The following is a 22,876-nucleotide window of genomic DNA, read 5'->3' as shown; positions in this document are numbered from 1 at the left end:
TTGCCCTCCGTGTTGGGGGGTGGCCCTCTGAGCGGGGGTGCATCGTCCCCGCCCGCCGGCCCACCGCCGCCGGTCGGGCCGTCACCCCCGCCCGCCGGCCCGTCGCCGCCGGCCGCAGGGCCGCCGTCGATCGCCTCGTCGCGTCCCCGGCCGACGCCGGGGCGGGTCCGGTCCGCGGCGTGCCCCAGCACCCGCAGCGAGGCCAGCGCGGCCATCGGCACCACCAGCGCGGCGGCCGCGCCGGCGACGTCCAGCGCCGCGCCGTCGAGGACGCCACCGAGCACCGCGGCGACCACCGAGCCGCCCAGCGCGGCCCGGACGGCCGGGTAGATGCCGAACAGCCGCATCAGCCCACCCCACGGCTGCAGCAGGGCGAACCACACCAGCAGCCCACCGGCCAGCGCCAACACGGTCAGTGGACTGTTGACCAGCGTCTCGAAGTTGGCGGTGCTGGACCGGTGCACGGTGAACCCGGCGGTGCCGTCGCCCAGCGCGGAGAGGAACCGGCCCAGGCTGCCCCGCTCCGCCGCCGGGCGGCGCAGGTCCACCACGGCGAAACCGATCCCGACCGCCAGGGCGGCCATGGTGGCCCAGGCCAGCCGGCTGATGGTCAACCAACCGCCGGCGCTGATCGCGGCGGCCACGCTCAGCCCGGCGGTGAGCGCGATCGCGCCGACCGGATCGGCGCCCAGGTACGGGCTGCCGACCACCACCACGGCGAGGCCGCCCACGGCCACCATCACCGCCGGTCGCCAGTTGCGGTGCACCCGCTGGGCGAGCCAGCCCGCGCTCAGCAGCGCGCCGGCGAGGAACACGCCCAACCCGACGGTGCTCAGGCCCGCGTACCGGCCGCCCTGCAACGCGGAGTAGCCGACCACACCGTTGAGCTGCAGACGGGCCCCGGTGAGCACGTCCAGCCCGACGACCAGCGTGGTGAGACCAGCCACCGCGCCGATCGGGCCGAGGGTGCCGGCGTACCCCGGAACGAACCGGACCGCCGCGGTGCCGGCCGCCACCAGCAGCGCCGTCACCCCGGCGAAGATCCAGCCGGGGTGGTCGCCGCGCCACCAGGGCACCGCGTCGGCCAGCAGCGCGGCCGGCACGGTCAGCGCCGCCGCGACCAGCAGCAGTTCCATCGCCGCCACGACCCGCGCGGGCGCCGGCGTCGGTCCGCTCGGCCCGGCGTGCGGGCGGGCCCGGCGCAGCAGCGGCAGTATCGCGAGGGCCAGCAGCACCTGCACCCCGGCGAGCACGGTGAAGAAGCCGCCGGACACGGTCCGCTGGGCGGCCGCTTCCCGGTCGGCGTCCGCCGGGTGGTTGATCGCCGCGACCAGGTCGGCCGGGCGGCCGTCGGTGCTGACCGCCGGCCGGCCGAGGAAGAGCCGCTCCGGCATGGGCCGGCCCAGCGCCGCCAACGCGGTCGGCGCGAGGTCGACGAGTTGCAGGTAACCATCCCGGCCGGTGCTCGCCGAGGTCAGCCACCCCCGCTCCCAGCCCGGCCCGTCGGCGACGGCGACATGCAGGCGGGACGGCTGTTCGGTGTCGGAGATCCCGGCGACCAGCACCAGCGAGCGAGGTGGGCGGGCGGCCAACACCCGGGCCAGTTGGGCGTCGGCCGCGCGTGCCGCCGCGGCGCGTGCCGCCCGGTCCGTCCCGTCGACCGTGCCCAGGTCCACGATGCTCAGCACGCAGGAGCCGAGCAGTACGCGTGGATCGGCGGGCAGCGCCGAGGCGTACCGGTCGACCCGGCCGAACGGGCGGGCGGCGGCCACCGCCGCGCCCGGGCCGACCGCGACCGAACAGCGCACCGACTCCGACAGCGACCCGGGCATGGCGCCCCAGGGCAGCTGCTGCTGGTTGTGCTGGACCACACCCTCCTGGTCGGGCAGGTTCGCGCCGATGCCGTCCGGCTGCTCCACGGCCACACCGGCCGCCGGGCAGCCGCCCGCCGAGCGGCTGCCGTTCCACGCGGCGAAGCTGCCCGAGCCCAGGGTCAGCCAGCCGTCCACCGGGCAGGTGGGCCGGTGCGCGGACCGCACCGACAGCGAGCCGATCGACCCCTCCTGAGCCATCTGCCACAGCGTCGGGGTGCTCTGCGGATCCACGTCCTCCCAACGCAGCCCGGCGATCCCGGCGAGCACCACGAAGTCGGCGGTGCGCTGCGGGGTGCCCCGGGGCGGCCGGGCGGCCAACGCGGTGACGCCCAGCGTCACCACGAGCAGGGTCAGCAGGGCGGGGGCGAGTCGGCGCAGCATCACCGGTGTCCCGTTCTCGGGGCGTCGGGGTCCGGGGCGGCCAGACCGGTCCGGTCCGCGGCCACCTCGGCGTACAGGGCGGACAGCGCGTCCACCGTGTCCGCCTCGGTGGGCCAGGTCGCCGCCCGCTCGGCACCGCGCCGGCCCAGCTCGGCACGCGCCGCCGGGTCGTCGAGCAGCGCGCGTACCGCCGCGTCGACCGCGTCCACGTCGCCGGCGGGGACCAGCGCGGCGGCGTCGCCGACCAGCTCCGGCAGCCCGCCGACCGCGGTGGCCACCAGCGGTACGCCGGCCCGCAGCGCCTCCTGAGCGAAGAGCTGCCGAGCCTCCCAGTCGCTGGTCACCACCGCGAGGTCGGCGCCGGCGAGCAGCTCGGCCACGTCGGTGCGGTGCCCCAGCAGGGTCACCGGGGCGCGGGCGGCGGAGGTCCGGGCGGCCAGCGGCAGGTAGGCCGGGCCACTGCCGGCGATCACCACCACCGGCGGCGGAGTCCGCGTACGCCAGCGGGCCGCCGCGTCGATCAACACGTCGTAGCGCTTCTGTGGGTGTAGCCGACCCACCGAGAGGATCAGCGGCTGGTCCGGGCCGACGCCGAACTCGGCCCGGACGGCGGCCGGGCGTCGGCGCGGCGCGGGCAACGTCGGCGCGGCGACCGGGGCGAGCCGGGCATCGGCGGCGCCCAGCGCGGCGGCCCGGTCCACGAGGTCCGCGGACGCGCCGAGGGCCACCCGGACGCCCCGGGCCACCACCCGCTCGACGAGTCGGGACACACCGCCGCGTAGTCCGCCGGCGAGCACCGCGTTGTGCCAGGTGACGACCAGCGGGGCGGCCGGGCGGGCCAGGACGGCGACCAACCCGGCGCGCAGGCCGTGCGCGTGCACCACGTCGACCTGGGCGGTGGCGAGCGCCCGGCGCAGGGCGAGCACCGCGCGCGCGTCGGCCGGGGTCGGGCTGGCCGGGATCTCCACCGGCTGGAAACGCGCCCCGACGCCGGTGAAGTCGAACTGCTCCTGGGTCGCCGCCGGCCCGCAGACGAGGACGCTGGCGCCCGCTTCGGTGAGCCCCCGCGCCACCGAACGGACGTGCTGGCCGACCCCACCGGTGCTGGAGGCGAGCACCAGCGCAACGGTGCCCGACCAGCTCGCGGGCCGAGTCGAGCCCGTCATCGCGACCACCGCCGCACCCCGCCTATCGGCATCACTGAGCCATCTCTCGTTCGCGACTGCGGGGCTCGCAGAACGGGCTCACTCCTCGCGCTCACTGAGCTGCCGTCTCCTTCCCGTCGCTCTGCTCCGGGGAAATCGCGCCCGGCGCTGGCGTGCCGGACCGGTTCCGCCGGCCCACCCGGCGCAGCACCCCGGCGAGCAGTGGTCGTACGTCCCGCCGGTCGACGAACCAGACCACGACGAGGAACACCACACCGACCAGAACCCCGGACAGCATGCCCTGACCGAGTGCCGCCGCCATCGTCGGGGTGCCGTCGCCCAGCGTGTCGAGCCCTCGGCTGAGGCCGAGCCCGGCGAGCGCGGCGAGCACCCCGGCGAGGCCACCCGCCGCCCCGGCCCGGGCCGCGCCGGCCAGCGCCGGACGGCCGGCGCTGCGCAGCACCGCCGTGACCAGCAACGCTCCGAGCACCAGCATCCCCACCGAGTTGGCGGACGTCACCGCGAGCACCCGGTCCCGCAGCGGCAGGAGCGCGCCGAGCAGCAGGACGGCGGCGGGCACCACCAGCCAGCCGACCGCGGTGGCGAGGGTCGCCGCCCGGGTCTCCCCCCGGGCGTAGAGCGCCCGGGTGAGCACCGCGAACAGGCCGTAGCCGAGCAGGCCCGGTGCGAACCCGATGATCGCGGCGGCGGCCGTCGGCGCGGTGGCGGCGGGGAAGAAGAAATGCCCGATCGGCCCGGCGGTCCCGATCAGCGCGGCGGCGCCGAGGCAGCCGAAGAGCAGCACGCCGCGCACGGCCGGGGCCAGCGTCGCCCGATAGGTGGCCTCGTCGCCGGCGGCCCGCGCCGCGACCAGGGTCGGGTACGCCGCCACGGCCAGCGGTACGGCCAGCACCGCCCACGGCAGCAGGTAGACGGTCTGCGCCAGGTTGTAGACGCCCGGGTTGCTCGCCGCGCCTTCGGTGACCCGGTTCAAGCTCACGATCAGCGCGATCTGCTGCGTGGTGACGGTGACCGCGCCGGCCACCGCGAGCCCGCCGACGCGGGCCCGTGCCTCGCCGGAGAACCCGAAGCCGGGCCGCAACCCGAGGCGGAGCCGGCGGACCGGGATCAGCAGCGACAGCGACAGCACCACCACGCCGAGCGTGGTGCCGACCGAGAGCAGCAGCTCGCCTCCGGCGGTCACCCCGCCGACGGTGGCCAGCCGACCCTGGGTCGCGGTGAACCCCAGGTAGACGACGATCACGGTGAGGCTGGACAGCAGCGGAGCGAGCACCGGCCAGGCGAAACGGCGGTGCGCCTGGAGCACGCCGGTGAGCACGATACCGATGCCGTACAGCGGCAGTTGCGGGGCGAAGACCCGCAGCATCCGCGCACCGCTCAACTGCTGGGCGTCGGTCAGGCCGTGACCCAACGACGCGACCAGCGGCCCGGCGAACAGCGCCACGAGCAGCGCCAGCGGCACCAGCAGGGCCAACGTCCAGGTCAGCAGCGCGCCGGTGGTCCGGGCCACCGTCGACCGGTCGCCGGCCTCGACCGCCCCGGCCAGCAGCGGTACGACGAGGCTGGCCAGCGCGCCACCGGCGACGATCTCGAAGATGAAGTTCGGCACCGAGTTGGCCACCACGTAGGCGCCACCGAGGTCGGTGGGCGCCAGGCTCCAGGTGAAGACGGCGGTACGGCCGAAGCCGGCGAGCCGGCTGAGCACGGTGAGGACGGCGATGAGCGCGGCTGCCCCGGCCAACCGGCCGGCGCCGGCGAGGGGTGCCGGTCTGGTCACGTCAGTCGGCGCGTCGGCCCAGCGCGTCGAGCTCCCGCAGCCCCGGGGTCCGCTGGATCACGGATGTGAAGCTGACCTTCTCGCTGGCAGCGGTGAGGCCGGCGAGCACGGCGAGCAGACCGGCCCGACCGAGCGGGCCGGTCCGGGCGGCGAGGGCGACACCGAGCACCGCGCCGAGCGCGTTCGCGCCGCTGTCGCCGACCATCACGTCCTCGCCGAGGTCGTCGCCGAGCAGGCCGGCGGCGGCACCGACCGCGCCCGCGGCGATCCCGCCGTGCGGGCCGCCGGTCAGCGGGGCGCCGAGCAGCAGCCCGGACTTGAGCGCCCGGCCGGGCCGCAGGTCGAGCAGGTTGAGCAGGTTGGCGGTGCCGGCGATCACGCCGGCGCCGAGCAGCACGTCGACGCCCCGGCCGAACGCGCCGTGGCGCTGCCGGCGCGGGTGCCCGGCGACCCGGGGGTCGGCGGCGAGCAGCGCCGCGGCGCCCAGCCCGGCGGCGCCCACCCCGACGACCTTGACCAGCCCGGCGGTGACCCGCCCCTCCCGTAGCGCGGCGAGGTGGCCGGCGAAGCCCTTCGCCGCCTTCTGCTCGGGTCGCGCGCCGACCACGTCGTCGTACAGCCCGACCCCGCCCGCGCCGAGGCCGGCGACCAGGGCGGCACCGCCGGACGCGCCGCTGGTGGCGCCGAACGCACCGGCGGCGGCCGCGCCGGCGGCAAGCGCCGGGCCGGCGGCCAGGGTCACCGTGCGGCCACGGAAGTTGGTGCGCTCCAGCGCCGGCCCGACCGGGGCGGTGCGCACCTCACGCAGCGCGTAGCGGGCCGCGGCGGCTCCGGCTCCCGCGATCAGCAGTCGGCCCAGCGCCCTCACGCCGCGACCTCGCTTCGCCTCAGGGTCGCTCGCTCACGCGCCGCCTCGTCGGTTTCGGACACGGGGGTACGTCGTTCGCTCACTGGGGCAGTCTAGGCAGCAGCGAGGTGGCGTTGTCGCCGACGCCGTACTGGCCGGCTTTCTTCTCGGTCAGCTGCTGCACCAGGGCGAGGCTGGTGACCACCTGACCCTGCACCGTGTTGGCGTTGTCGACCGTGGAGATCGTCTGGGACAGCACCGGGTCACCACGGACCACGGCCACCAGGTTTCCGCCGGCGGAGCCGTTGCCGCTCACCACGATCGACCCGGTCCGGTCGAACTGCTCACCGATCTTGACGACCGACTCGTCGCGCTTCGCGGAGTCCTTGTCGACGTACGGCTGACCGCTGACCACGACGACCGCCTCCGCCGACCCGGTGACCTTGTTGTCGTCCGTGGTCAGGTAGCCGGCGTTGTTGTAGGCGGCGAGCACCGCCCGCCGGTCGGCGTCGCTGACCGGCGCGACACCCGCTGCCCGGTCGAGCAGGACGCTGGCCAGCAGAGCGCTGGAGGTCTCCACCCCGTGCCCGTTGCCCGGCAGCCCGGTGGTCTGCGCGGTCGGGCGGGCGGCGGTGACGGCCAACTCCAGCAGGTTGGTGTTGTTGTCCGGGTTGATGAACTTGTCCTGGAGATCGACCCGGCCGGTGATGGTGGCACCCGACTGCTGGAGCTTCTTGAGCACGCCCTCGGTGTGGTCGCGCCCGTTCGGCAGGCTGAGCACCAGCACCCGGTGCCCGGTGAGGGTGCCCGGCAGGACGACCTGGGACATCTCCTCGGCGAACTCCTCTTCCAGGCCGAGTTGCTTCTCCATGTTGTTGACCGTCTGGCGCATCTGCTGGTTGTCCTTGCGCAGCGCGGTGACCTGCTCCTTGAGCGAGTCGGCGACCGGGCCGTTGAGGGCGGCCGTGCCGACCACCAGGCCGATCGCCAGAGCCAGGAAGACCGCGGTGAGGGACACCACGTGGTAGCGGAAGTTGATCACGCTTGCAGCCTCTTGATCGGTCGGGAACTAGAAGAGCCGGTAGAGCTGGAACACAAGATTGTCCCACCATTCGGCGACCACGCCCAGGTACGCCTTACCGACGGTGGAGACGGCCACCGCGGAGGCCATCGCCGCGATCGCCGACAGGACCAGCAGCAGCAGTGACGAACCCGAGATGCTCTGCCGGTAGAGGCGACTCACGCCCTTGGCGTCGACCAGCTTGCCGCCGACCTTCAACCGGGTCAGGAACGTCGAGGCCATGCCGCCGCGCCCCTTGTCCAGGAATTCGACCAGCGTGGCGTGGGTGCCGACCGCGACCAGCAGCGAGGCGCCCTTCTCGTCGGCCAGCAGCATGGCCAGGTCCTCGCTGGTCGCCGCGGCGGGGAAGGTCACCGCCGGAACGCCGAGGCCGTTGACCCGGGGCAGGCCGGGCGCCCGTCCGTCCGGGTAGGCGTGCACGATCACCTCGGCCCCGCAGCGCAGCACGTCGTCGGTGACCGAATCCATGTCCCCGATGATCAGGTCGGGGGTGTAACCCGCCTCGACCAGCGCGTCGGCGCCACCGTCCACGCCGATCAACACCGGCTTGAACTCCCGGATGTATGGGCGCAGCACGTCCAGGTCGGCCTTGTAGTCGTAACCCCGCACCACGATCAGGCAGTGCCGACCCTGCATCTGGGTCTGGATGTCCGGAACGCCCACGCCGTCGAGCAGCAGGTCGCGCTCCTGACGGAGGTAGTCCATGGTGTTGGCGGCGAACGCCTCCAACTGGACCGAGAGCCCCTCACGCGCGTCCGCCATCGACTTCGCCACCGACTCGGCGTCCTGCAGGCTGCCGTGCGCCACCGGCTCGTCACCGGAGAAGACCGTGTTGCCCTCGATGCGCACCCGGTCGCCCTCGCGGACCTGCTCGAAGACACCCTCGCCCAGGTCGTCCAGGAGCGGGATGCCAGCGGCGATCAACACCTCCGGACCGAGGTTGGGGTACCGGCCGGAGACCGAGGGCTTGGCGTTGAGCACCGCGGCGACGCCGACGGCGACCAGTGAATCGGCCGCCACCCGGTCCAGGTCGACGTGGTCGATGACCGCGATGTCACCAGGGCGCAGCCGACCGACCAGGCGTTTGGTCCGGCGGTCGAGGCGCGCGGTGCCGAGGACTTTGCCCGGATCCGCGTTCCGGGCTCGGCGCAACGTGGGTAGACGCATCGTGACCATCCTGGCATGTGAGGCAGGCTTTTCTGTCGCGACATGCCTGAGCAGGGCCGCCTACCCAGGGAAGCACACGCCGACGCAGGCCGACGTGCTTGCGGTCACAATACCCGTGTCACGGCCGCCGTTCCTTGTCCGCCACGGCCAGCAGCTCTTCAGCATGAGCGATACCCAGATCCGAATCGGGCAAACCGGCGAGCATCCGGGCCAGTTCCCGAGCCCGCTCGGTGTCCTCCACCACCCGCACACCACTGGTGGTCACCGCACCGCCGGTGTCCTTCGCCACCACCAGATGCCGGTCGGCGAACGCGGCCACCTGCGGCAGATGCGTGACGACCAACACCTGGTGGCTGCGGGCCAGCCGCGCCAACCGCCGGCCGATCTCCACCGCCGCCTGACCACCGACGCCCGCGTCGACCTCGTCGAAGACCAACGTGGGTGGGCCACCCGAGCCGGCGAAGACCACCTCGATGGCGAGCATCACCCGGGACAACTCACCACCGGACGCACCCCGCTGCAACGGCAACGACGGTGCGCCCGGATGCGCCAGCAGCCGCAACTCCACCTCGTCGCCGCCGTCCGGGCCGACGCCCACCTCGACGCCGTTCACCGGCAGCGCCGGCTCCGTCCGCCCCGCCGGACGGGGCAGCACCGCCACCTCGATCCGGGCGTGCGGCATGGCCAGACCGGCCAGCTCGACGGTGACCTGATCGGCGAAGCGGACCGCCGCCTCCTGTCGGGAGGCCGACACCCGGCCCGCCAACTCGGCGACCTCGCCGGCCAGCCGCTGACCCTCCCGCTCCAACTCGTCGAGCAGGTCGTCGGAGCTGTCCAGGTCGGACAGTCGGGTGCGGGCCCGCTCGGCCCACGCGATCACCCCGTCGATGTCGTCGGCGTACTTACGGGTCAGCGCCCGCAGCGCGGCCCGCCGCTCGTAGACGTGCTGCAACCGGGCCGGGTCCGCATCCAACGTCGCCAGGTACGCCGACAGCTCGGCGGCGACATCGGTGACCAGGGTGGCCGCCTCCTCCAGCCGGGCCGCCAGCTCACCCAACGCCGGGTCGGTGCCCGCCTGCGCCTCCAGCGTGCGCCGGGCGGTGCCGAGCAGCGCCGCCGCGTCCGGAGTCTCGTCGGCCGCCTCGGCGCCACCCGCCACGCACTGCTGAGCCACCTGCGCGGCCGTCCGCAGCCCCTCCGCGTGCTCCAGCCGCTGCGCCTCGGTCTTGAGGTCGTTGTCCTCGCCGGGCTGCGGGTCGACCCGGGTGATCTCGTCGAGGCCCAGCCGCAGCAGATCGGCCTCCTGGCTGCGCTCGCGGGCGTTGCGCCGCCGGTCGGCCAGGTCGTCGACCACGTGCCGCCACCCGGTGTACGACTCCCGCAACGCGTCGAGCAGCTTCTCGTGCGTCGGGCCGGCGAACCGGTCCAGTGCGGCCCGCTGCTCGGCCGGTCGCAGCAGCCGGAGCTGGTCGGACTGCCCGTGCACGGCCACCGCCTGCTCGCCGACCTCACTGAGCATCGACACCGGCATGCTCCGGCCACCGACATGCGCCCGCGACCGGCCCTCCACCGTCACCGTACGACTCAACAGCAGCGAACCGTCGTCGTCGGGCTCACCGCCGGCGTCGATGATCCGGGCGTGCACCGTGTCGGCCACCCGACCGGTCAGGCGCAGCCGCCCCTCCACCACCGCCCGACCGGGTTGGGCACGGACCCGCCCCGCGTCGGCCCGGCCGCCGAAGAGCAGGCCGAGGCCGGTCACCACCATCGTCTTGCCCGCACCGGTCTCGCCGGTGATGACATTCATCCCGCCGGCCAGCGGCAGTGTGGTGTCCTCGATGACGCCTAGCCCGGTGATGCGCAGCTCGTCCAGCACAGCCACCGACAGTAGACGCGGGGCCCGACAGTTGACCAGCCGACGGGCCCGCGGACACGCCAGCGGACGAGCTCACGGACGGGCCGCGACACGACCGAGACGTGGCCGACGTACAGTTCTGCCCCGTGTTGGACGTGATTGGCCTGACCCCGGCCGAGGAGGAGCTCTACCGCTGCCTGCTCCAGCTCACCACCGCCCGGGTCGACGAGCTGGTCCGCCGGCTGCACCGGCCCCGGGCGCAGGTCGTGGCCCAGGTCGAGGCGCTCCGGATCAAAGGCCTGGTGCTGGCCACCGACACCGACCCGGACGCGCCGCTGCGTCCGGCTGCCCCGGACGTCGCCCTCGGCGCGACGCTGCTGCGCCGCCAGGAGGATCTGGAATCGGCCCGGCGGCGGATCACCCAACTGGCCGAGGAGTACCGCGCCGGGCTGCGCCGGCACCACGTCGACCACCTCGTCGAGGTGATCACCGGCGCCCGGATGCTCCGGGAGCGGCTGCGCGACCTGCAGAACGCCGCCCGTACCGAGGTGCTCTGGTTCTGCCGGGCGAACCCCCTCGCCATGGCCGGCCCGGAGAACGTCGAGGAGTTCGACGCGCTGGCCCGAGGGGTGAGCTACCGGGCCATCTACGAACGCGATCTGCTGCTGGAGCCGGGCGCGCTGGCCGACCTGGCCAAGGGGGTCGGCGCTGGCGAACAGGCCCGGGTCCTGGACCGGCTGCCCGTCCGACTGGCCATCGTGGACGCCCGCACCGCGATCTGCCCGCTGGTGCCGGACCTCGACGGCGGCGAGCCGAGCGCCGCGGTGATCGGCCGTAGTCAACTGCTCGACGCGCTGCTCGCCCTCTTCGAGAGCCACTGGCGGGTGGCCACCCGCCTGCGTCTGGAGGACCCGCTCGCCGCGCCGACGACCGACACCCGGCGGCCCGATCCCGACGACCATGCGGTCGACGTCGACGGCTACCAGCCCGACGCCGACGAGGCGCGACTGCTGTCGCTGTTCGTGGCCGGCGTACCGGACAAGTCCATCGCCTCCCAGCTCGGGGTGAGCCGGCGGACCGTGCAACGACGGATCGCCGACCTGATGGACGCCGCCGGCGTGGACACCCGACCCGGGCTGGCGTTCCAGGTCGCCCGGCGCGGCTGGCTCTGACCCCGTACCCCGAAAAGGCTCTGACCCCGTACCCCGCGAAAAAGGGTGGGGCCCGCCGTCGGGAGACGGCGGGCCCCACCCGGGGCGGGACGGCTCCTGGCCGCCCCGCCCCGCCGATCACCGAAGCCCGTAGGCCTGCAGCACCGTCTGGTCGACGGTGTTCCCGGCCCGATCGGTCGCGTGCACCCGCAGCGACACCGTCCCGCTCCCGGCCGGCACGGTCGCCGTGTACCGGGTACCCGAACCCTTGGTCGGCGCGGACCGCCAGGTGACGCCCCCGTCGAAGGAGACCTCCACCCGGACACTGGTGCCGCTGGGCGCGCGCACCCCGGTCGGCTGGCGCAGGGTCAGCCCCAGCTGGTGCGACCGGTTGCCACGCACCGTCGCAAGCAGGTCGGCCGGCACCGCGTAGTCCACCTGCAGCAGCGACAGCGGCTGGGCCGCGTCGCCCGCCGGTTGGGCCGAGGTGAACTGCCACGACGTCTCGGTACGGGTGGCGTAGCGCCACTCCGCCGAGGACCGCTGCGTGGTCAGGTCCAGCCGGTACCGGGCCGCCGAGGCGGTGGTGGGCACCGGCGCCCACCCGCCGGACAGGTCGGCGAGCTGCTTGCCGTCCCGGCTGAGCCGGGCCTCGACGGTGTCCGACTCCTCGCTGCCGCCGGCCAGGCTGTAGTGCCCGTCGGCGTCGACGAACTCGGCCACCCGCAGGTCCAGAATGTCCCCGGTCCTCGTCGGCACCGGTCCGCCGGTCGCCGGCACCGCGGGGCGGACCACCGGCGCGTGCCAGGTCTCGCTGACGCGGTCATCGCCGTCGTACCGCCGGGGCTGGTCGTTGAGCCCGCCGGTCAGACGTCCCCAGCTCGACCACATCATCTTGTGCAGGACGCGGTGCTGCCACCAGTTGTCACCGGCGCTGACGAACTCCTGCCGGGTGGTGCCGGCATGCACCAGCCGCTGGTCGTCGTTCCAGGAGGTCTCCTGCCACGGACGCCACCCGAACCGCTGCTCGGTGGCCCACTCGCTGCCGACACCGCCGTAACGGGCGGTCACCTCGGCGGTGTTCTGCGCGGTGACCTTGTGCAGGATCCGCTCCGGGACCCGGCCCTTCGAGACCTGCCACACGTCGTACAGGTAGGGGCTGTCCACGGTCAGCGTCAGGTCCAGCGTCGTCCGGCCACGCCGAACCGCCGCGATCAGCCGCTGGCCGTCGTCGTACGCCACCGCCATCGCGGGGACGGGCAGCCGGTCCCCCAGCGGGGTCCAGACCGTCCACGCGCTCCGGTCCGCCGGTCGGACGATGAGCACCGACGTCGCACCCGCCGCGGCGGCCGCCGCGATCTGCTCCTCCTCCGAGACATCGGGAGCGGCGGTGAGCAGCGCCGCGGCGCCCCGGACCCGGGCCAGCTCGGCGGCGGTACCGGTGCCCGCCCAGACCAGCGGCAGCTTCCGCCGGTCGGTCGGCGCCGGCGAGTAGCCCATCAGGTTGATGTCCAACGGACCGGAGAACCCGCTGATCCGGGCGTCCACCATCGGCGCGACCAACTGCCAGCGCGAGGCGAACTCGAACTGTCCCTTGGCCACCGGACGGGTCGGGGTGACGTTGACCTGCTGGACGGTGCTGAAGGTCATCACCCCGTGGTCGACCTGCCGACCGTTGCCGAAGACCCGGTGCTCGTAGAAGCTGATCGTCGCCCGCTGCTCGGACGGCTTCGGCGTCTCGATCCGCACCGGCGTGCCCTTGCGCGGGTCGAGCACCACGGTGACGTCCCGGGTGACGTTCAGCTCCGGGTCGGTGACCAGGGTGACCTGTTCGTCCAGCGGTACGCCGTGCTCGATCAGCGCCTCGACCAGGTACGGGCCCTCCTCGACCTGGATCCGCACCTCGCCGCCGATCCAGCCGAGCCAGTCGGACTCGGGCTGCTCACCGAAGACGGTGAGCACCGGCGCGACGCCCGGCTCTCCCTTCATGTCGAGCGCCCGGAAGGTGACGATGTGCATCGGGCCGCTGAGGGTGAGCGCGACCGCGGTACGCACGGCGACGCCGTCCGCGCCGGTGGCCACCAACCAGCCGCTGTGCAGGCCCCGGTCCAGCTTCGCCGGGTCGGCGCGTAGTGGAACGGCCACGCTGCCGCCCGCCGGCACGGTCACCTCGCCGCCGACGGAGACCCCGTCGGCTTCGACCGCGTTGGTGTCCAGGTTGCGCAGGTCCAGGGCCAGCCGCAGGGTCTGCGGGGCCGAGGTGCCGTTGGTGTACGTCACGGCCCGCTCGAGGACCGCGCCACCGGTGCTCAGCCGACCGAAGTCGGCGGTCGCGGTGCCGTACACCCGCTGCTTCAGCGCCCGGGCCACGTCGACCCGGCCGCCGCCCTGCTCGAAGACGGTCAGGGCCGGATTGCCCTTCGCGGTGCTGACCAACGCGTCCTTGAGCCGCGTCGCGGTCCAGTCGGGGTGCTCCTGGGCGAGGATCGCGGCCGCGCCGGCCACGTGCGGGGTGGCCATCGAGGTGCCGGACGCCCGGGTGTACGCGTCGTCGACCGGCGTACCCATGGTGGTGCCGGCGGCCCGCGCGGCGATGATGCCGACGCCCGGCGCGGTGATCTCGGGCTTGAGCCCGTTGTCACCCAGCCGCGGCCCGCGGCTGGAGAACTCGGCGAGCTGGTCGTCGCGGTCCACCGCGCCGACGGTGAGCGCCGACGCGGCCGCACCGGGCGTGCCGACGCTACGGGCCGAGCCCTCGTTGCCGGCGGCCACCACGAACAGGGCGCCGGTCTCGGCGGTGAGGTCGTTGAGCGCCTGGCTCATCGGGTCGGTGCCGTCGGTGGCGCTGCCGCCGAGGCTCATGCTGACGACCTTCGCGCCGGAACGGGCGGCCCACTCCATGCCCGCGACGATGCCCGACTCGTAACCGGAGCCGTTGTCGTCGAGCACCTTGCCGATCAGCAGCTTCGCGCCGGGCGCCACGCCCTTGCGCCGGCCGTCCGAGGCGGCGCCGCTGCCCACGATCGTCGAGGCCACGTGGGTGCCGTGGCCGTGGCCGTCGGCGGCGCTGCCCGAGCCGCTGAAGTCCTGGGTGCCGGCGATCCGGCCCGCCAGGTCCGGGTGGTTGGCGTCCACACCGGTGTCCAGGACGGCGACCTGCACGCCGGCGCCGTCCCGGCCGGCCGCCCAGGCCTCCGGTGCGCCGATCTGCGGCACGCTGGTCTCCAGCGCCGCCGTGACCTTGCCGTCCAGCCAGACGTGCGCGACGCCGCCAGCGAGGGTGGCCGTGCCGGGCGCGGCGGCCCGGCCGGCGGGGTTGGCCCGCAGCGCGCTCCAGAAGCCGCCGAGGTCGCCGTTGCCGACCCGCAGCGCGGCGCCGCCGATGCTCTCCAGCGGCCGAACCGCGCTCGCGCCGGCGAGCGCCGCCACCCGACCCGCCGTGGGGTTCTGGTAGCGCACGATCAGCGGCAGGCTGTCGGCGCCGCCGTACCCGTCGGCGGCCAACTCCTGCACGTCGAACAGGTCCGGGTCGAGCACCCCTGCGGACAGGTACGGCATGACGTCGCTGGGCAGCACCCGCAGCCCGCCGTCGACCTCGGTGCTCTGGAAGATGATCCGTTCCCGACCGGGGGCGGGCCGGACGGTCGCCGCCACCCGTCCCGGGGCGGCCTGGACGAGTTCCACCTGGTCGCCGGTGATCAGGGTGATGCGGGTGGGCGCGGGCGCGCCCGGGGCCGGTGCGGCGGGGGTGCCGGCGGCGGATCGGACGGGTGGGTCGGCGGACGCCGGTGCGGCGAGGCCGACCACCAGCGCGCCGACCGTGCCGGCGGCAAGCCAGCGGGGGGACCAGTGCATGCGATGCGCTCCTCTACTCCTCCAGGCCCGTCATCCGTAGATGAGGACCGATCGGAGTCTGCGACGGAGCGCGTCACCGGGTCACTAGCCGCCGGCCGCCGCAGCGGCGACATGTCGTCAGGTGGACAACCGCCGTGCACCAACGGTATGCGCGACGGTCACCGGCGGCTTCCTCGCCAGCCGTGCACGGGCAGACCGAACTTGGCGACCAGCCGGTCGGTGAACGGGCGCGGCTGCAACCGGACGATGCGGACCGGCAGAGCGCCCCGACGCACCGTGACGCGAGCGCCGGGCGGCAGGTCGTACACCCGCCGGCCGTCACAGCTGAGCACGGCGAGGGTGGTGAACGGGTCAACGGTGATCACGAAGGTGGACGTCGGAGCGGTGACCAGCGGGCGGCTGAACAACGCGTGCGCGCTGATCGGCACCAGCAGCAGCGCCTCCACCTCCGGCCAGACCACGGGACCGCCGCCGGAGAACGCGTACGCCGTCGACCCGGTCGGGGTGGCGCAGACCACGCCGTCGCAGCCGTACCGGGACAGCGGCCGCCCGTCTACGTCGACGAGGAGCTCGAGCATCTGCGCCCGCTCGCCCTTCTCGACGCTGATCTCGTTGAGTGCCCACGACTCGATGGTCGGGCCACCCTCGAACTCCGCGGTGACGTCCAGGGTCAGCCGCTCGTTCACGGTGTAGTTGCGCTGGACGACATCCCGGACCGCCGCGTCCAGGTCGTCGATCTCGGCCTCGGCCAGGAAGCCCACCTTGCCGAGGTTGATGCCGAGCAGCGGCGCCTTCGCCGGCCGGGCCAACTCGGCCGCGCGGAGGAACGTGCCGTCCCCACCGAGCGCGAGGACGATCTCGGCGCCCTCGGCGGCCTCCGGGCCCGCGACCGGGACCACGCCGGGCAGGTCGAGGTCGTCAGCCTCCTCGGCGACCACCCGGACCTCGAAACCCGCGGCGATCAGGTCGGCGGCGACCGCCCGGGCGTGCTCGGTGCTCCGTCGACGGCCGGTGTGCGTCACCAGCAGCGCGGTCCGGCTCATCGCACCGGCCGCCCGTCCGCGACCGGACCCCGGCCGACCGTCGACCCGGTGTGGTCGCGTGGCCCGCAGGTCGTCCCGGGGCGCTCGCTGCACGCGTTCACTGTGCGACCTCCTCCGCCGCCGCCGCGGCCGGCACGTCGCCGGTCGTCGTCGGACCGTCCGGCCCGGCCGCCACCACGGCCCGCACCCGCTGCGGGTCGGCCGGTGGTGCGCCCCGGCGCAACCATACGAAGAACTCCACGTTGCCGCTCGGCCCCGGCAGCGGGCTCGCCGCCACGTCGGCCAGACCGAGCCCGAGCTGTGCCGCGGCGGCGGCCACGTCGAGGACCGCCTCGGCGCGCAGCTCCGGCTCGCGGACCACGCCACCGGTGCCGACCCGGTCCTTGCCGACCTCGAACTGCGGCTTCACCATGAGCGCCAGGTCGCCGTCGGCCCGGGTGCAGCCGGCCAGCGCCGGCAGCACCAGCCGCAGCGAGATGAACGACAGGTCGGCCACCGTGAGGTCGACCGGCCCGCCGATGGTCTCGGGCTCGAGGGTACGGACGTTGGTGCGTTCGAAGACCCGGACCCGTTCGTCGGTACGCAGCGACCAGGCGAGCTGCCCGTAGCCGACGTCCACGGCCACCACCTCGGCGGCGTCGGCGCGCAGCAGCACGTCGGTGAAGCCTCCGGTCGAGGCGCCCGCGTCCAGGCACCGCCGGCCGGCGACGCGCAGCCCACCGGCGCCGAACGCGGCCAACGCGCCAGCGAGCTTGTGCCCGCCGCGGGAGACGTACTCGTCGATCGGGTCCGCGCCGGTGACCAGGAGCGGATCGGCGGGGTCGACCATCGCGGCGGCCTTACGCGCGAGCACCCCGCGCAGCTGGACCCGGCCGGCCTCGACCAACGCGCCGGCCTGCTCACGGGAACGGGCCAGACCACGGCGGACGAGTTCGGCGTCCAGCCGGTTACGACGTGCCATGGGTGGTTCTCCGGTCTACTCGGGCCGGGCAGGCCCGCTCAGGTCTGGTCGATGGTGGCGAGGGTTTCCCGCAACGTCTCGTAGGCCGCTTCGTACTGCGCGATCTGGTCGGCCGGGGCGAGCGTCGCCGCGTTGGCCATGGCCCGCACGGCGGCGTCCACGGCCGGGTGCCCCGCCGGATCGTCCCCGCCGTCCAGCGGCGGACCGGGCCGGGCCCCCACCGGCGAGGCCGGCCGGGCGCCGAACGACCCGCCGCCGGGCGGCGGACCGGGCCGGCTGCCCAGTGGTGGAGCCGGCCGGAAGCCCGACGGCGGGCCCGGACGCGCGTCGCCGGTCACCGGATGCCCCGGCCGGTCGGCACGGCGCTCACGGGGTGCCGCCCGGCTGTTGCTTACGGGCCGCCTTCTTCGCCGGCATGGCCGCCGGAGTGGGGACCTCGTCGCTGGTCCGGCTGACCGTCGCCGGCGGCTTCTTCGCGAGAGCCTTCTTCGCGACCGCCTTCTTCGCCACGGCCTTCTTGGCGACCGCTTTCTTGCCGACCGAGGAGACGGGCGCGGGCGCGGGGACCGGCGCCGGCGCGGAGACCGGGGCGGCCGCCGAGCCGGCGGACAGCACCAGGCCGGCGTCGGGCTGCGCGACACGGGTCGAATCCGGCTGCGGGGTGGGGCCGGCCGGCTCGACGGCCCGCGCCTCCCGCAACTGCCGTTCCAGGTCGTGCACCCGCCGGGTCAGCTCGGCCACCTCGTCTGCTGTGGCCAGGCCGACCGCCCCGAGGGCCCGGTCGACCTCGAACCGGACCAGCTTGGTCAGCGCCTCCCGGTTGGCCGCGCCGGTGGAGAACAGCTCCTCGCCGAGGGCCTGAAGTTGGGCGGCGGTCGCGCCGCCGGAGCCGACGAGGCGACGAGCCGCGTCCTGAGCCTTCTTTCGAGGCGCCTCCGTCAGGCCCAGGGCCAGCTCGAGGTAGGCGCGCCACGCGTCCTGCATGCCTGAGTCCTTCCACGGGGCGGGGTGTGCAGGTGTCACGCTACCGGGCCACGCGGACAGTCCTGTGCGGTACGGTGCCGGGGACGGTGTGGCAATTGGCGAGGGGGACTTGTGGCCAGCGTGGACGAGTGCCGGCAGGCGTTGCAGGAGCTGGCAGCCCGACTGGATCGCAATGCCGAGACGGTCCGCGACCGCATCGACCTGGACCGCACGCTGGCCTGCCGGATCACCGACCTGGACACCGCGTTCCACGGCCGGATCAGCGGAGGCCGGCTGCTCGATCTGACCGACGGCGACGACCCCAAAGCCAAGATCGCATTGAGCACGTCCAGCGACGACCTGCTCGCCCTGGTCCGTGGCGACCTGGACGTCACCGGTGCCGTGGCGTCCCGGCGGGTGTCGATCAAAGCGAACCCGTTCGACCTGCTCAAGCTGCGCAAGCTGCTCTGACGCGCACTCGGGCGACCCCCCCGACGCGCTGGCGTCACCCGCCGGGATTGCTGCGGTGATCGAAAGGTTTGCGTCACGACACGCCGCCCTCATGACGCAAAGCTCTTGATCACCGGGAGGAGCGGATGGTGTGGGCGGACCCGATCTTCCTGGCGGGGCAGCGTCACCCTCCGGTGGGCAGCCCGAAACTCCTCAGCGCCTGGGCCGCGTCCGGGCCCGCCGGGCGGATCCGCGGCAGCGTCGGGGCCGACCAGGCCGCCGCACAGAGAGCAGCCAGCGCGTCGAGGTCCCGACCCGAGCCGCCCAGCTCCAGCGTGCCGTCGCGGTCCGTCAGTGACCAACCGCCGGCGTCCACCGGCCCCGGGACCCGCACCGCCGCAGCCGGGTCGAAGAGCCCCGCCAGGTCCCGCGCCACGTACGTGGGACGACGCTGCGGCCCGGCGGCGAGCAGGTCAGGTGCGCCACTCACGCCGGTGAGCACGAGCAGGCTGTCCAGACCGGCCCGACGGGCACCCTCGATGTCGGTGTCCAGCCGATCGCCGACGACCAGCGTCCGCCCGCCGTCGCTCCGCCGGGCGGCCGTCTCGAACAGTGCCGACTCCGGTTTGCCGACCACGACGTCCGGGTCCCGCTCCAACGCGGTACGCAGCACCGCCACCAGCGCGCCGTTGCCCGGCAGCGGTCCCCGGCCACTGGGCAGGGTCCGGTCGGTGTTGGTGGCGACCCAGATCGCGCCGGCCCGCACCGCGACCGACGCCTCGGCCAGCTCGGCCCAGCCGACCTGCGGCCCGTAACCCTGCACCACCGCAGCCGGCTTCTCGTCCGCCTGCGAGACCGGGGTCAGCCCGACCGCGCGTAGCTCGGCGCGCAGCGCCTCCGCGCCGACCACCAGCACCGGCGCACCCACGGGCAGCCGGTCGCGCAGCAGCTCGGCCGCAGCCGCGGCGGAGGTGAGCACCTCCTCCGGCCGGGCTGGCACGCCCATCCCCGTCAGCAGGTCGGCGACGTCGCTGGACCGCCGGGAGGCGTTGTTCGTGGCATACGCCACCGCCCGCCCCTCCGCGTGCAGCCGAGCCACCGCCTCGACGGCGCCGGGGATCGGCCGGTCGATCAGGTAGATCACCCCGTCCAGGTCGAAGACGACCAGGGAGTACCCGTCGATCAGCCGTTCCCCGGCGTCCGCACTCACCGCTGTGCCGACCCCGACTCGTCGTCCCGAGCCGGAACGGTTCCGTCGACGTTCACCGCGTCGGTGTCGCCGTCGCCGTCGCCGGCCGCCACGGTCCGGCCGGCGCTTCCGCTCGCGTCCGGGTGACGGTCCTCGTCCTCGTCGTCGAAGCCCTCGTCGTCGGCGGGGCGTCCGGCGGTGCCGTCTTCCTCGTCGTCGTCAAAGTCGTCGTCGTCGTCGTCTTCGTCGTCGTCGTCGTCTTCGTCGTCGTCGTCGTCGTCTTCGTCGTCGTCGTCGTCGTCTTCGTCGTCGTCGTCGACCAGCTCGGTGTCGGGTCGTGCCGGCACGGCGCCGGGGGCGCCTGGGCCGGCGGCGATCTCCTCGTCCGCCTCGTCCTCGTCGTCGCCCTCGATCACCACGCCGTCGAGCTCCAGCAGCCGCTCCGCGGCGTCGGTCTCGTCCTCGGTGTCCACGTCAGCGGCACGGGAGAACCACTCGCGGGCCTCCTCACGCCGGCCCACCGCGAGCAGAGCGTCGGCGTACGCATAGCGCAGGCGCGCCGTCCACGGCACGGTCGCCTCGCTGGTGAGGTCCGGGACCTGGAGCATCGCGACCGCGGCGTCCTTCTGACCGAGGTCACCCCGTGCCCCGGCAGCGACGATCAGCAGTTCGATCGCGACGGCCTGGTCGAGCTTCTCCCGGTCCGCGCCGCGGAACAGGTCGATGGCCCGCTCCGCCCGCCCGAGGGCACGCTCACAGTCCGCCAGCACCGCCAGGTGGCTCTGCAGGCCGCTCATCCGGTGGTACGTACGCAGCTCGGCGATCGCCGTCTGCCACTCCCCCGCGTGGTACGCGGCAAGGCCGACCGCCTCACGGACGGCAGCGATGCGCGACGCGAGCCGACGGGCGGCCAGCGCGTGCGCCAACGCCTCAGCCGGATCGTCGTCGATCAGCTGACCGGTGGCGACCAGATGCCGGGCCACCGTCTCGGCGACCGGCTTGTTCAGCGAGAGGAGCTCGGCGCGAACGTCCTTGTCGAGGTCGGTCGCGAGGATGTCGTCCGGCAGTGCCGGGGCCGAACTGCGCCCACCCTCGGTCGACTCGGAGCCACCGCGGTCGTCGCGGCGGAACTCGCCCTCGCGACGCGGCCGCTCGTCGGTCCGGAAACCGCCCTCGCGGTCGCCGCCCCGGAAACCGCCCTCGCGGTCGCCGCCCCGGAAGCCGCCCTCGCGGTCACCGCCACGGAAGCCGCCCTCACGACGGTCGCCCCCACGGGCGCCGCCGTCGCGGTCACCGCCACGGAAGCCACCCTCGCGCGGGGCACTCGGCCGCGAGCCGTCGCGGAAGCCCCCGTCGCGCGGAGCACCCGAACGGGAGCCATCGCGGTCACCACCGCGGAAGCCGCCCTCACGACGGTCGCCGCCACGGGCACCGCCGTCGCGGTCACCGCCACGGAAGCCACCCTCACGGGTCGGGCCGGACCGGGAACGGTCGCCACCACCCTGGTAGCCGCCCTCACGACGGTCGCCGCCACGGAAACCGCCCTCGCGGTCACCGCTGCGGAAGCCACCCTCACGCGGAGCACCCGAGCGAGAGCCATCGCGGTCACCGCCACGGAAGCCGCCGCCTTCACGACGGTCGCCGCCACGGAAACCGCCGTCGCGGTCACCGCCACGGAAGCCACCCTCACGGGTCGGGCCGGACCGGGAACGGTCGCCACCACCCTGGTAGCCGCCCTCACGACGGTCGCCGCCACGGAAACCACCCTCACGGTCACCGCCCCGGAAACCGCCGCCTTCACGACGGTCGCCGCCACGGAAACCGCCGTCGCGGTCACCGCCACGGAAGCCACCCTCACGGGTCGGGCCGGACCGGGAACGGTCGCCACCACCCTGGTAGCCGCCCTCACGACGGTCGCCGCCACGGAAACCACCCTCGCGGTCACCGCCACGGAAGCCACCCTCACGCGGAGCACCCGAGCGAGAGCCATCGCGGTCACCGCCACGGAAGCCGCCGCCTTCACGACGGTCGCCACCACGGAAACCACCCTCACGGTCGCCACCACGGAAGCCACCCTCACGCGGAGCACCGGAACGCGAGCCGTCGCGGAAGCCACCCTCGCGACGCTCGCCACCGCGGAAGCCGCCTTCACGGTCACCGCCACGGAAGCCGCCGCCTTCACGACGGTCGCCACCACGGAAACCACCCTCACGGTCACCGCCACGGAAGCCACCCTCACGGGTCGGGCCGGACCGGGAACGGTCGCCACCACCCTGGTAGCCGCCCTCACGACGGTCACCGCCACGGAAGCCACCCTCGCGCGGAGCGCCCGAGCGGTCGCCACCGCGGAAACCGCCCTCGCGCGGAGCACTCGAGCGGTCACCACCACGGAAACCACCCTCGCGCGGAGCACTCGAGCGGTCGCCACCACGGAAGCCGCCCTCGCGCGGAGCACTCGAGCGGTCACCACCACGGAAACCACCCTCGCGCGGAGCACTCGAGCGGTCACCACCACGGAAGCCGCCTTCACGCGGCGCGCTCGAGCGGGAGCCATCGCGGTCGCCACCACGGAAGCCGCCTTCACGCGGGGCGCTCGAGCGGGAGCCGTCACGGTCGCCACCACGGAAGCCGCCTTCACGACGGTCACCGCCGCGGAAGCCACCCTCACGCGGAGCACCGGAACGCGAGCCGTCGCGGTCGCCACCACGGAAACCGCCTTCGCGACGGTCACCGCCGCGGAAACCACCGTCCCGGTCACCACCACGGGAACCGGTGTCGCGGCCGCCGGCGTATCCGCCCCGGGAACCGCCAGCGTTGTCCCGGTCTCCCCGGTACGGCGGCCGGTCACGGTCATCGCGGCGCGGGGCACGGTCGCGCCCGCCCGGGCCGTCGGCGCGGTCTTCGTTACGACGGGGACGATCTCCGCCCTGCGGTCCTGAACTCACAGGTACATCCTTCCTGATTGCGCCACCAATGGCGCTACGCAGTCGAGGGCCGACCCGGATGGGGCGGCCCTCGACTGGAAGATTGTCCGGCGGTGTCCTACTCTCCCACACCCTCACGAGTGCAGTACCATCGGCGCTGGAGGGCTTAGCTTCCGGGTTCGGAATGTGACC

General features: G+C 74.4%; 17 protein-coding genes and 1 rRNA gene. 3 read left to right on the top strand and 15 right to left on the bottom strand.

The window, feature by feature from the left end; genetic code table 11:
* The 7 genes from V6V47_RS31435 to recN all read right to left on the bottom strand — a co-directional run.
* Positions 1 to 2,255: hypothetical protein (locus tag V6V47_RS31435; RefSeq protein WP_334632180.1), on the bottom strand; the 2,255-nt coding region annotated here is incomplete at its 3' end.
* The gene (locus tag V6V47_RS31430; protein ID WP_334632179.1) at positions 2,255 to 3,421 is read right to left on the bottom strand and encodes a glycosyltransferase family 4 protein; all 1,167 of its coding nucleotides are present in this window, start codon (positions 3,419 to 3,421) and stop codon (positions 2,255 to 2,257) included. The genes V6V47_RS31435 and V6V47_RS31430, both read right to left, overlap by 1 nt.
* A gap of 91 nt (positions 3,422 to 3,512) precedes the next feature.
* Entirely contained in the window at positions 3,513 to 5,198 is a 1,686-nt protein-coding gene (murJ, locus tag V6V47_RS31425) for a murein biosynthesis integral membrane protein MurJ (protein WP_334632177.1), read from the bottom strand.
* A 1-nt stretch (position 5,199) separates the two neighbouring features.
* Positions 5,200 to 6,066, bottom strand: a complete 867-nt coding sequence (locus tag V6V47_RS31420; RefSeq protein WP_334632176.1) for a hypothetical protein — start codon at positions 6,064 to 6,066, stop codon at positions 5,200 to 5,202.
* 79 nt (positions 6,067 to 6,145) lie between these two features.
* Positions 6,146 to 7,087, bottom strand: coding sequence for a copper transporter (locus V6V47_RS31415; RefSeq protein ID WP_334632174.1), 942 nt, complete (start codon positions 7,085 to 7,087; stop codon positions 6,146 to 6,148).
* 27 nt (positions 7,088 to 7,114) lie between these two features.
* The gene (gene steA, locus V6V47_RS31410) at positions 7,115 to 8,293 is read right to left on the bottom strand and encodes a putative cytokinetic ring protein SteA (RefSeq protein ID WP_334632173.1); all 1,179 of its coding nucleotides are present in this window, start codon (positions 8,291 to 8,293) and stop codon (positions 7,115 to 7,117) included.
* A gap of 118 nt (positions 8,294 to 8,411) precedes the next feature.
* Positions 8,412 to 10,169 carry a DNA repair protein RecN gene (gene recN / locus V6V47_RS31405; RefSeq protein WP_334632171.1) on the bottom strand — a complete coding sequence of 586 codons (1,758 nt, stop codon included), beginning with the start codon at positions 10,167 to 10,169 and terminating at the stop codon, positions 8,412 to 8,414.
* Positions 10,170 to 10,294: 125 nt separating this feature from the next.
* On the opposite strand from recN, the gene V6V47_RS31400 reads away from it, so the two are divergent.
* Positions 10,295 to 11,320 (top strand): helix-turn-helix domain-containing protein, encoded by a 1,026-nt coding sequence (locus V6V47_RS31400; RefSeq protein WP_334632170.1) that lies wholly within the window; start codon positions 10,295 to 10,297, stop codon positions 11,318 to 11,320.
* 117 nt (positions 11,321 to 11,437) lie between these two features.
* Here V6V47_RS31400 and V6V47_RS31395 read toward each other — a convergent pair whose 3' ends face one another.
* From V6V47_RS31395 to V6V47_RS31375, 5 genes are all read right to left on the bottom strand, one after another.
* Positions 11,438 to 15,154: a S8 family serine peptidase gene (locus tag V6V47_RS31395; protein ID WP_334632168.1), complete on the bottom strand. Its 3,717-nt coding sequence runs from the start codon at positions 15,152 to 15,154 to the stop codon at positions 11,438 to 11,440.
* Positions 15,155 to 15,312: 158 nt separating this feature from the next.
* Complete coding sequence (locus V6V47_RS31390; protein ID WP_334632182.1) at positions 15,313 to 16,197, bottom strand: NAD kinase; 885 nt, start codon at positions 16,195 to 16,197, stop codon at positions 15,313 to 15,315.
* A gap of 97 nt (positions 16,198 to 16,294) precedes the next feature.
* A complete protein-coding gene (locus V6V47_RS31385; RefSeq protein WP_334632167.1) occupies positions 16,295 to 17,158 on the bottom strand; it encodes a TlyA family RNA methyltransferase in 864 nt (287 codons plus the stop codon).
* A 38-nt stretch (positions 17,159 to 17,196) separates the two neighbouring features.
* The gene (locus V6V47_RS31380; protein WP_334632181.1) at positions 17,197 to 17,442 is read right to left on the bottom strand and encodes a hypothetical protein; all 246 of its coding nucleotides are present in this window, start codon (positions 17,440 to 17,442) and stop codon (positions 17,197 to 17,199) included.
* 82 nt (positions 17,443 to 17,524) lie between these two features.
* Positions 17,525 to 18,142 carry a phasin family protein gene (locus V6V47_RS31375; RefSeq protein ID WP_334632165.1) on the bottom strand — a complete coding sequence of 206 codons (618 nt, stop codon included), beginning with the start codon at positions 18,140 to 18,142 and terminating at the stop codon, positions 17,525 to 17,527.
* A 111-nt stretch (positions 18,143 to 18,253) separates the two neighbouring features.
* Here V6V47_RS31375 and V6V47_RS31370 point away from each other — a divergent pair, with 111 nt between their 5' ends.
* Positions 18,254 to 18,592: an SCP2 sterol-binding domain-containing protein gene (locus V6V47_RS31370; RefSeq protein WP_334632163.1), complete on the top strand. Its 339-nt coding sequence runs from the start codon at positions 18,254 to 18,256 to the stop codon at positions 18,590 to 18,592.
* A gap of 163 nt (positions 18,593 to 18,755) precedes the next feature.
* On the opposite strand, the gene V6V47_RS31365 is transcribed toward V6V47_RS31370, so the two are convergent.
* Complete coding sequence (locus V6V47_RS31365; RefSeq protein ID WP_334632161.1) at positions 18,756 to 19,781, bottom strand: HAD-IIA family hydrolase; 1,026 nt, start codon at positions 19,779 to 19,781, stop codon at positions 18,756 to 18,758.
* On the bottom strand, positions 19,778 to 20,743 hold the full coding sequence (locus V6V47_RS31360) for a Replicase polyprotein 1ab (protein ID WP_334632160.1): 966 nt from the start codon (positions 20,741 to 20,743) through the stop codon (positions 19,778 to 19,780). The genes V6V47_RS31365 and V6V47_RS31360 overlap by 4 nt, the downstream gene beginning before the upstream one ends.
* Here V6V47_RS31360 and V6V47_RS31355 point away from each other — a divergent pair.
* Positions 20,732 to 22,699 (top strand): hypothetical protein, encoded by a 1,968-nt coding sequence (locus tag V6V47_RS31355; RefSeq protein ID WP_334632159.1) that lies wholly within the window; start codon positions 20,732 to 20,734, stop codon positions 22,697 to 22,699. The two genes, V6V47_RS31360 and V6V47_RS31355, sit on opposite strands and share 12 nt — an antisense overlap.
* 90 nt (positions 22,700 to 22,789) lie before the next feature.
* Here V6V47_RS31355 and rrf read toward each other — a convergent pair.
* Positions 22,790 to 22,876, bottom strand: a 5S ribosomal RNA gene (rrf, locus tag V6V47_RS31350); the annotation flags it as partial.

The organism is Micromonospora sp. CPCC 205539 (assembly GCF_036906815.1).
Lineage (GTDB): Bacteria > Actinomycetota > Actinomycetes > Mycobacteriales > Micromonosporaceae > Micromonospora.
This window is presented reverse-complemented; position numbering and strand designations above follow the sequence as displayed.

Bases quoted from the DNA above. Each gene is read 5' to 3' on its own strand.
- V6V47_RS31385 (WP_334632167.1), bottom strand. From the start codon at position 17,158: ATGGCACGTCGTAACCGGCTGGACGCCGAACTCGTCCGCCGTGGTCTG.
- V6V47_RS31375 (WP_334632165.1), bottom strand. From the start codon at position 18,142: ATGCAGGACGCGTGGCGCGCCTACCTCGAGCTGGCCCTGGGCCTGACG.
- V6V47_RS31355 (WP_334632159.1), top strand. From the start codon at position 20,732: ATGCCGGGCCACCGTCTCGGCGACCGGCTTGTTCAGCGAGAGGAGCTC.
- V6V47_RS31430 (WP_334632179.1), bottom strand. From the start codon at position 3,421: ATGACGGGCTCGACTCGGCCCGCGAGCTGGTCGGGCACCGTTGCGCTG.
- V6V47_RS31390 (WP_334632182.1), bottom strand. From the start codon at position 16,197: ATGAGCCGGACCGCGCTGCTGGTGACGCACACCGGCCGTCGACGGAGC.
- steA (WP_334632173.1), bottom strand. From the start codon at position 8,293: ATGCGTCTACCCACGTTGCGCCGAGCCCGGAACGCGGATCCGGGCAAA.
- V6V47_RS31395 (WP_334632168.1), bottom strand. From the start codon at position 15,154: ATGCACTGGTCCCCCCGCTGGCTTGCCGCCGGCACGGTCGGCGCGCTG.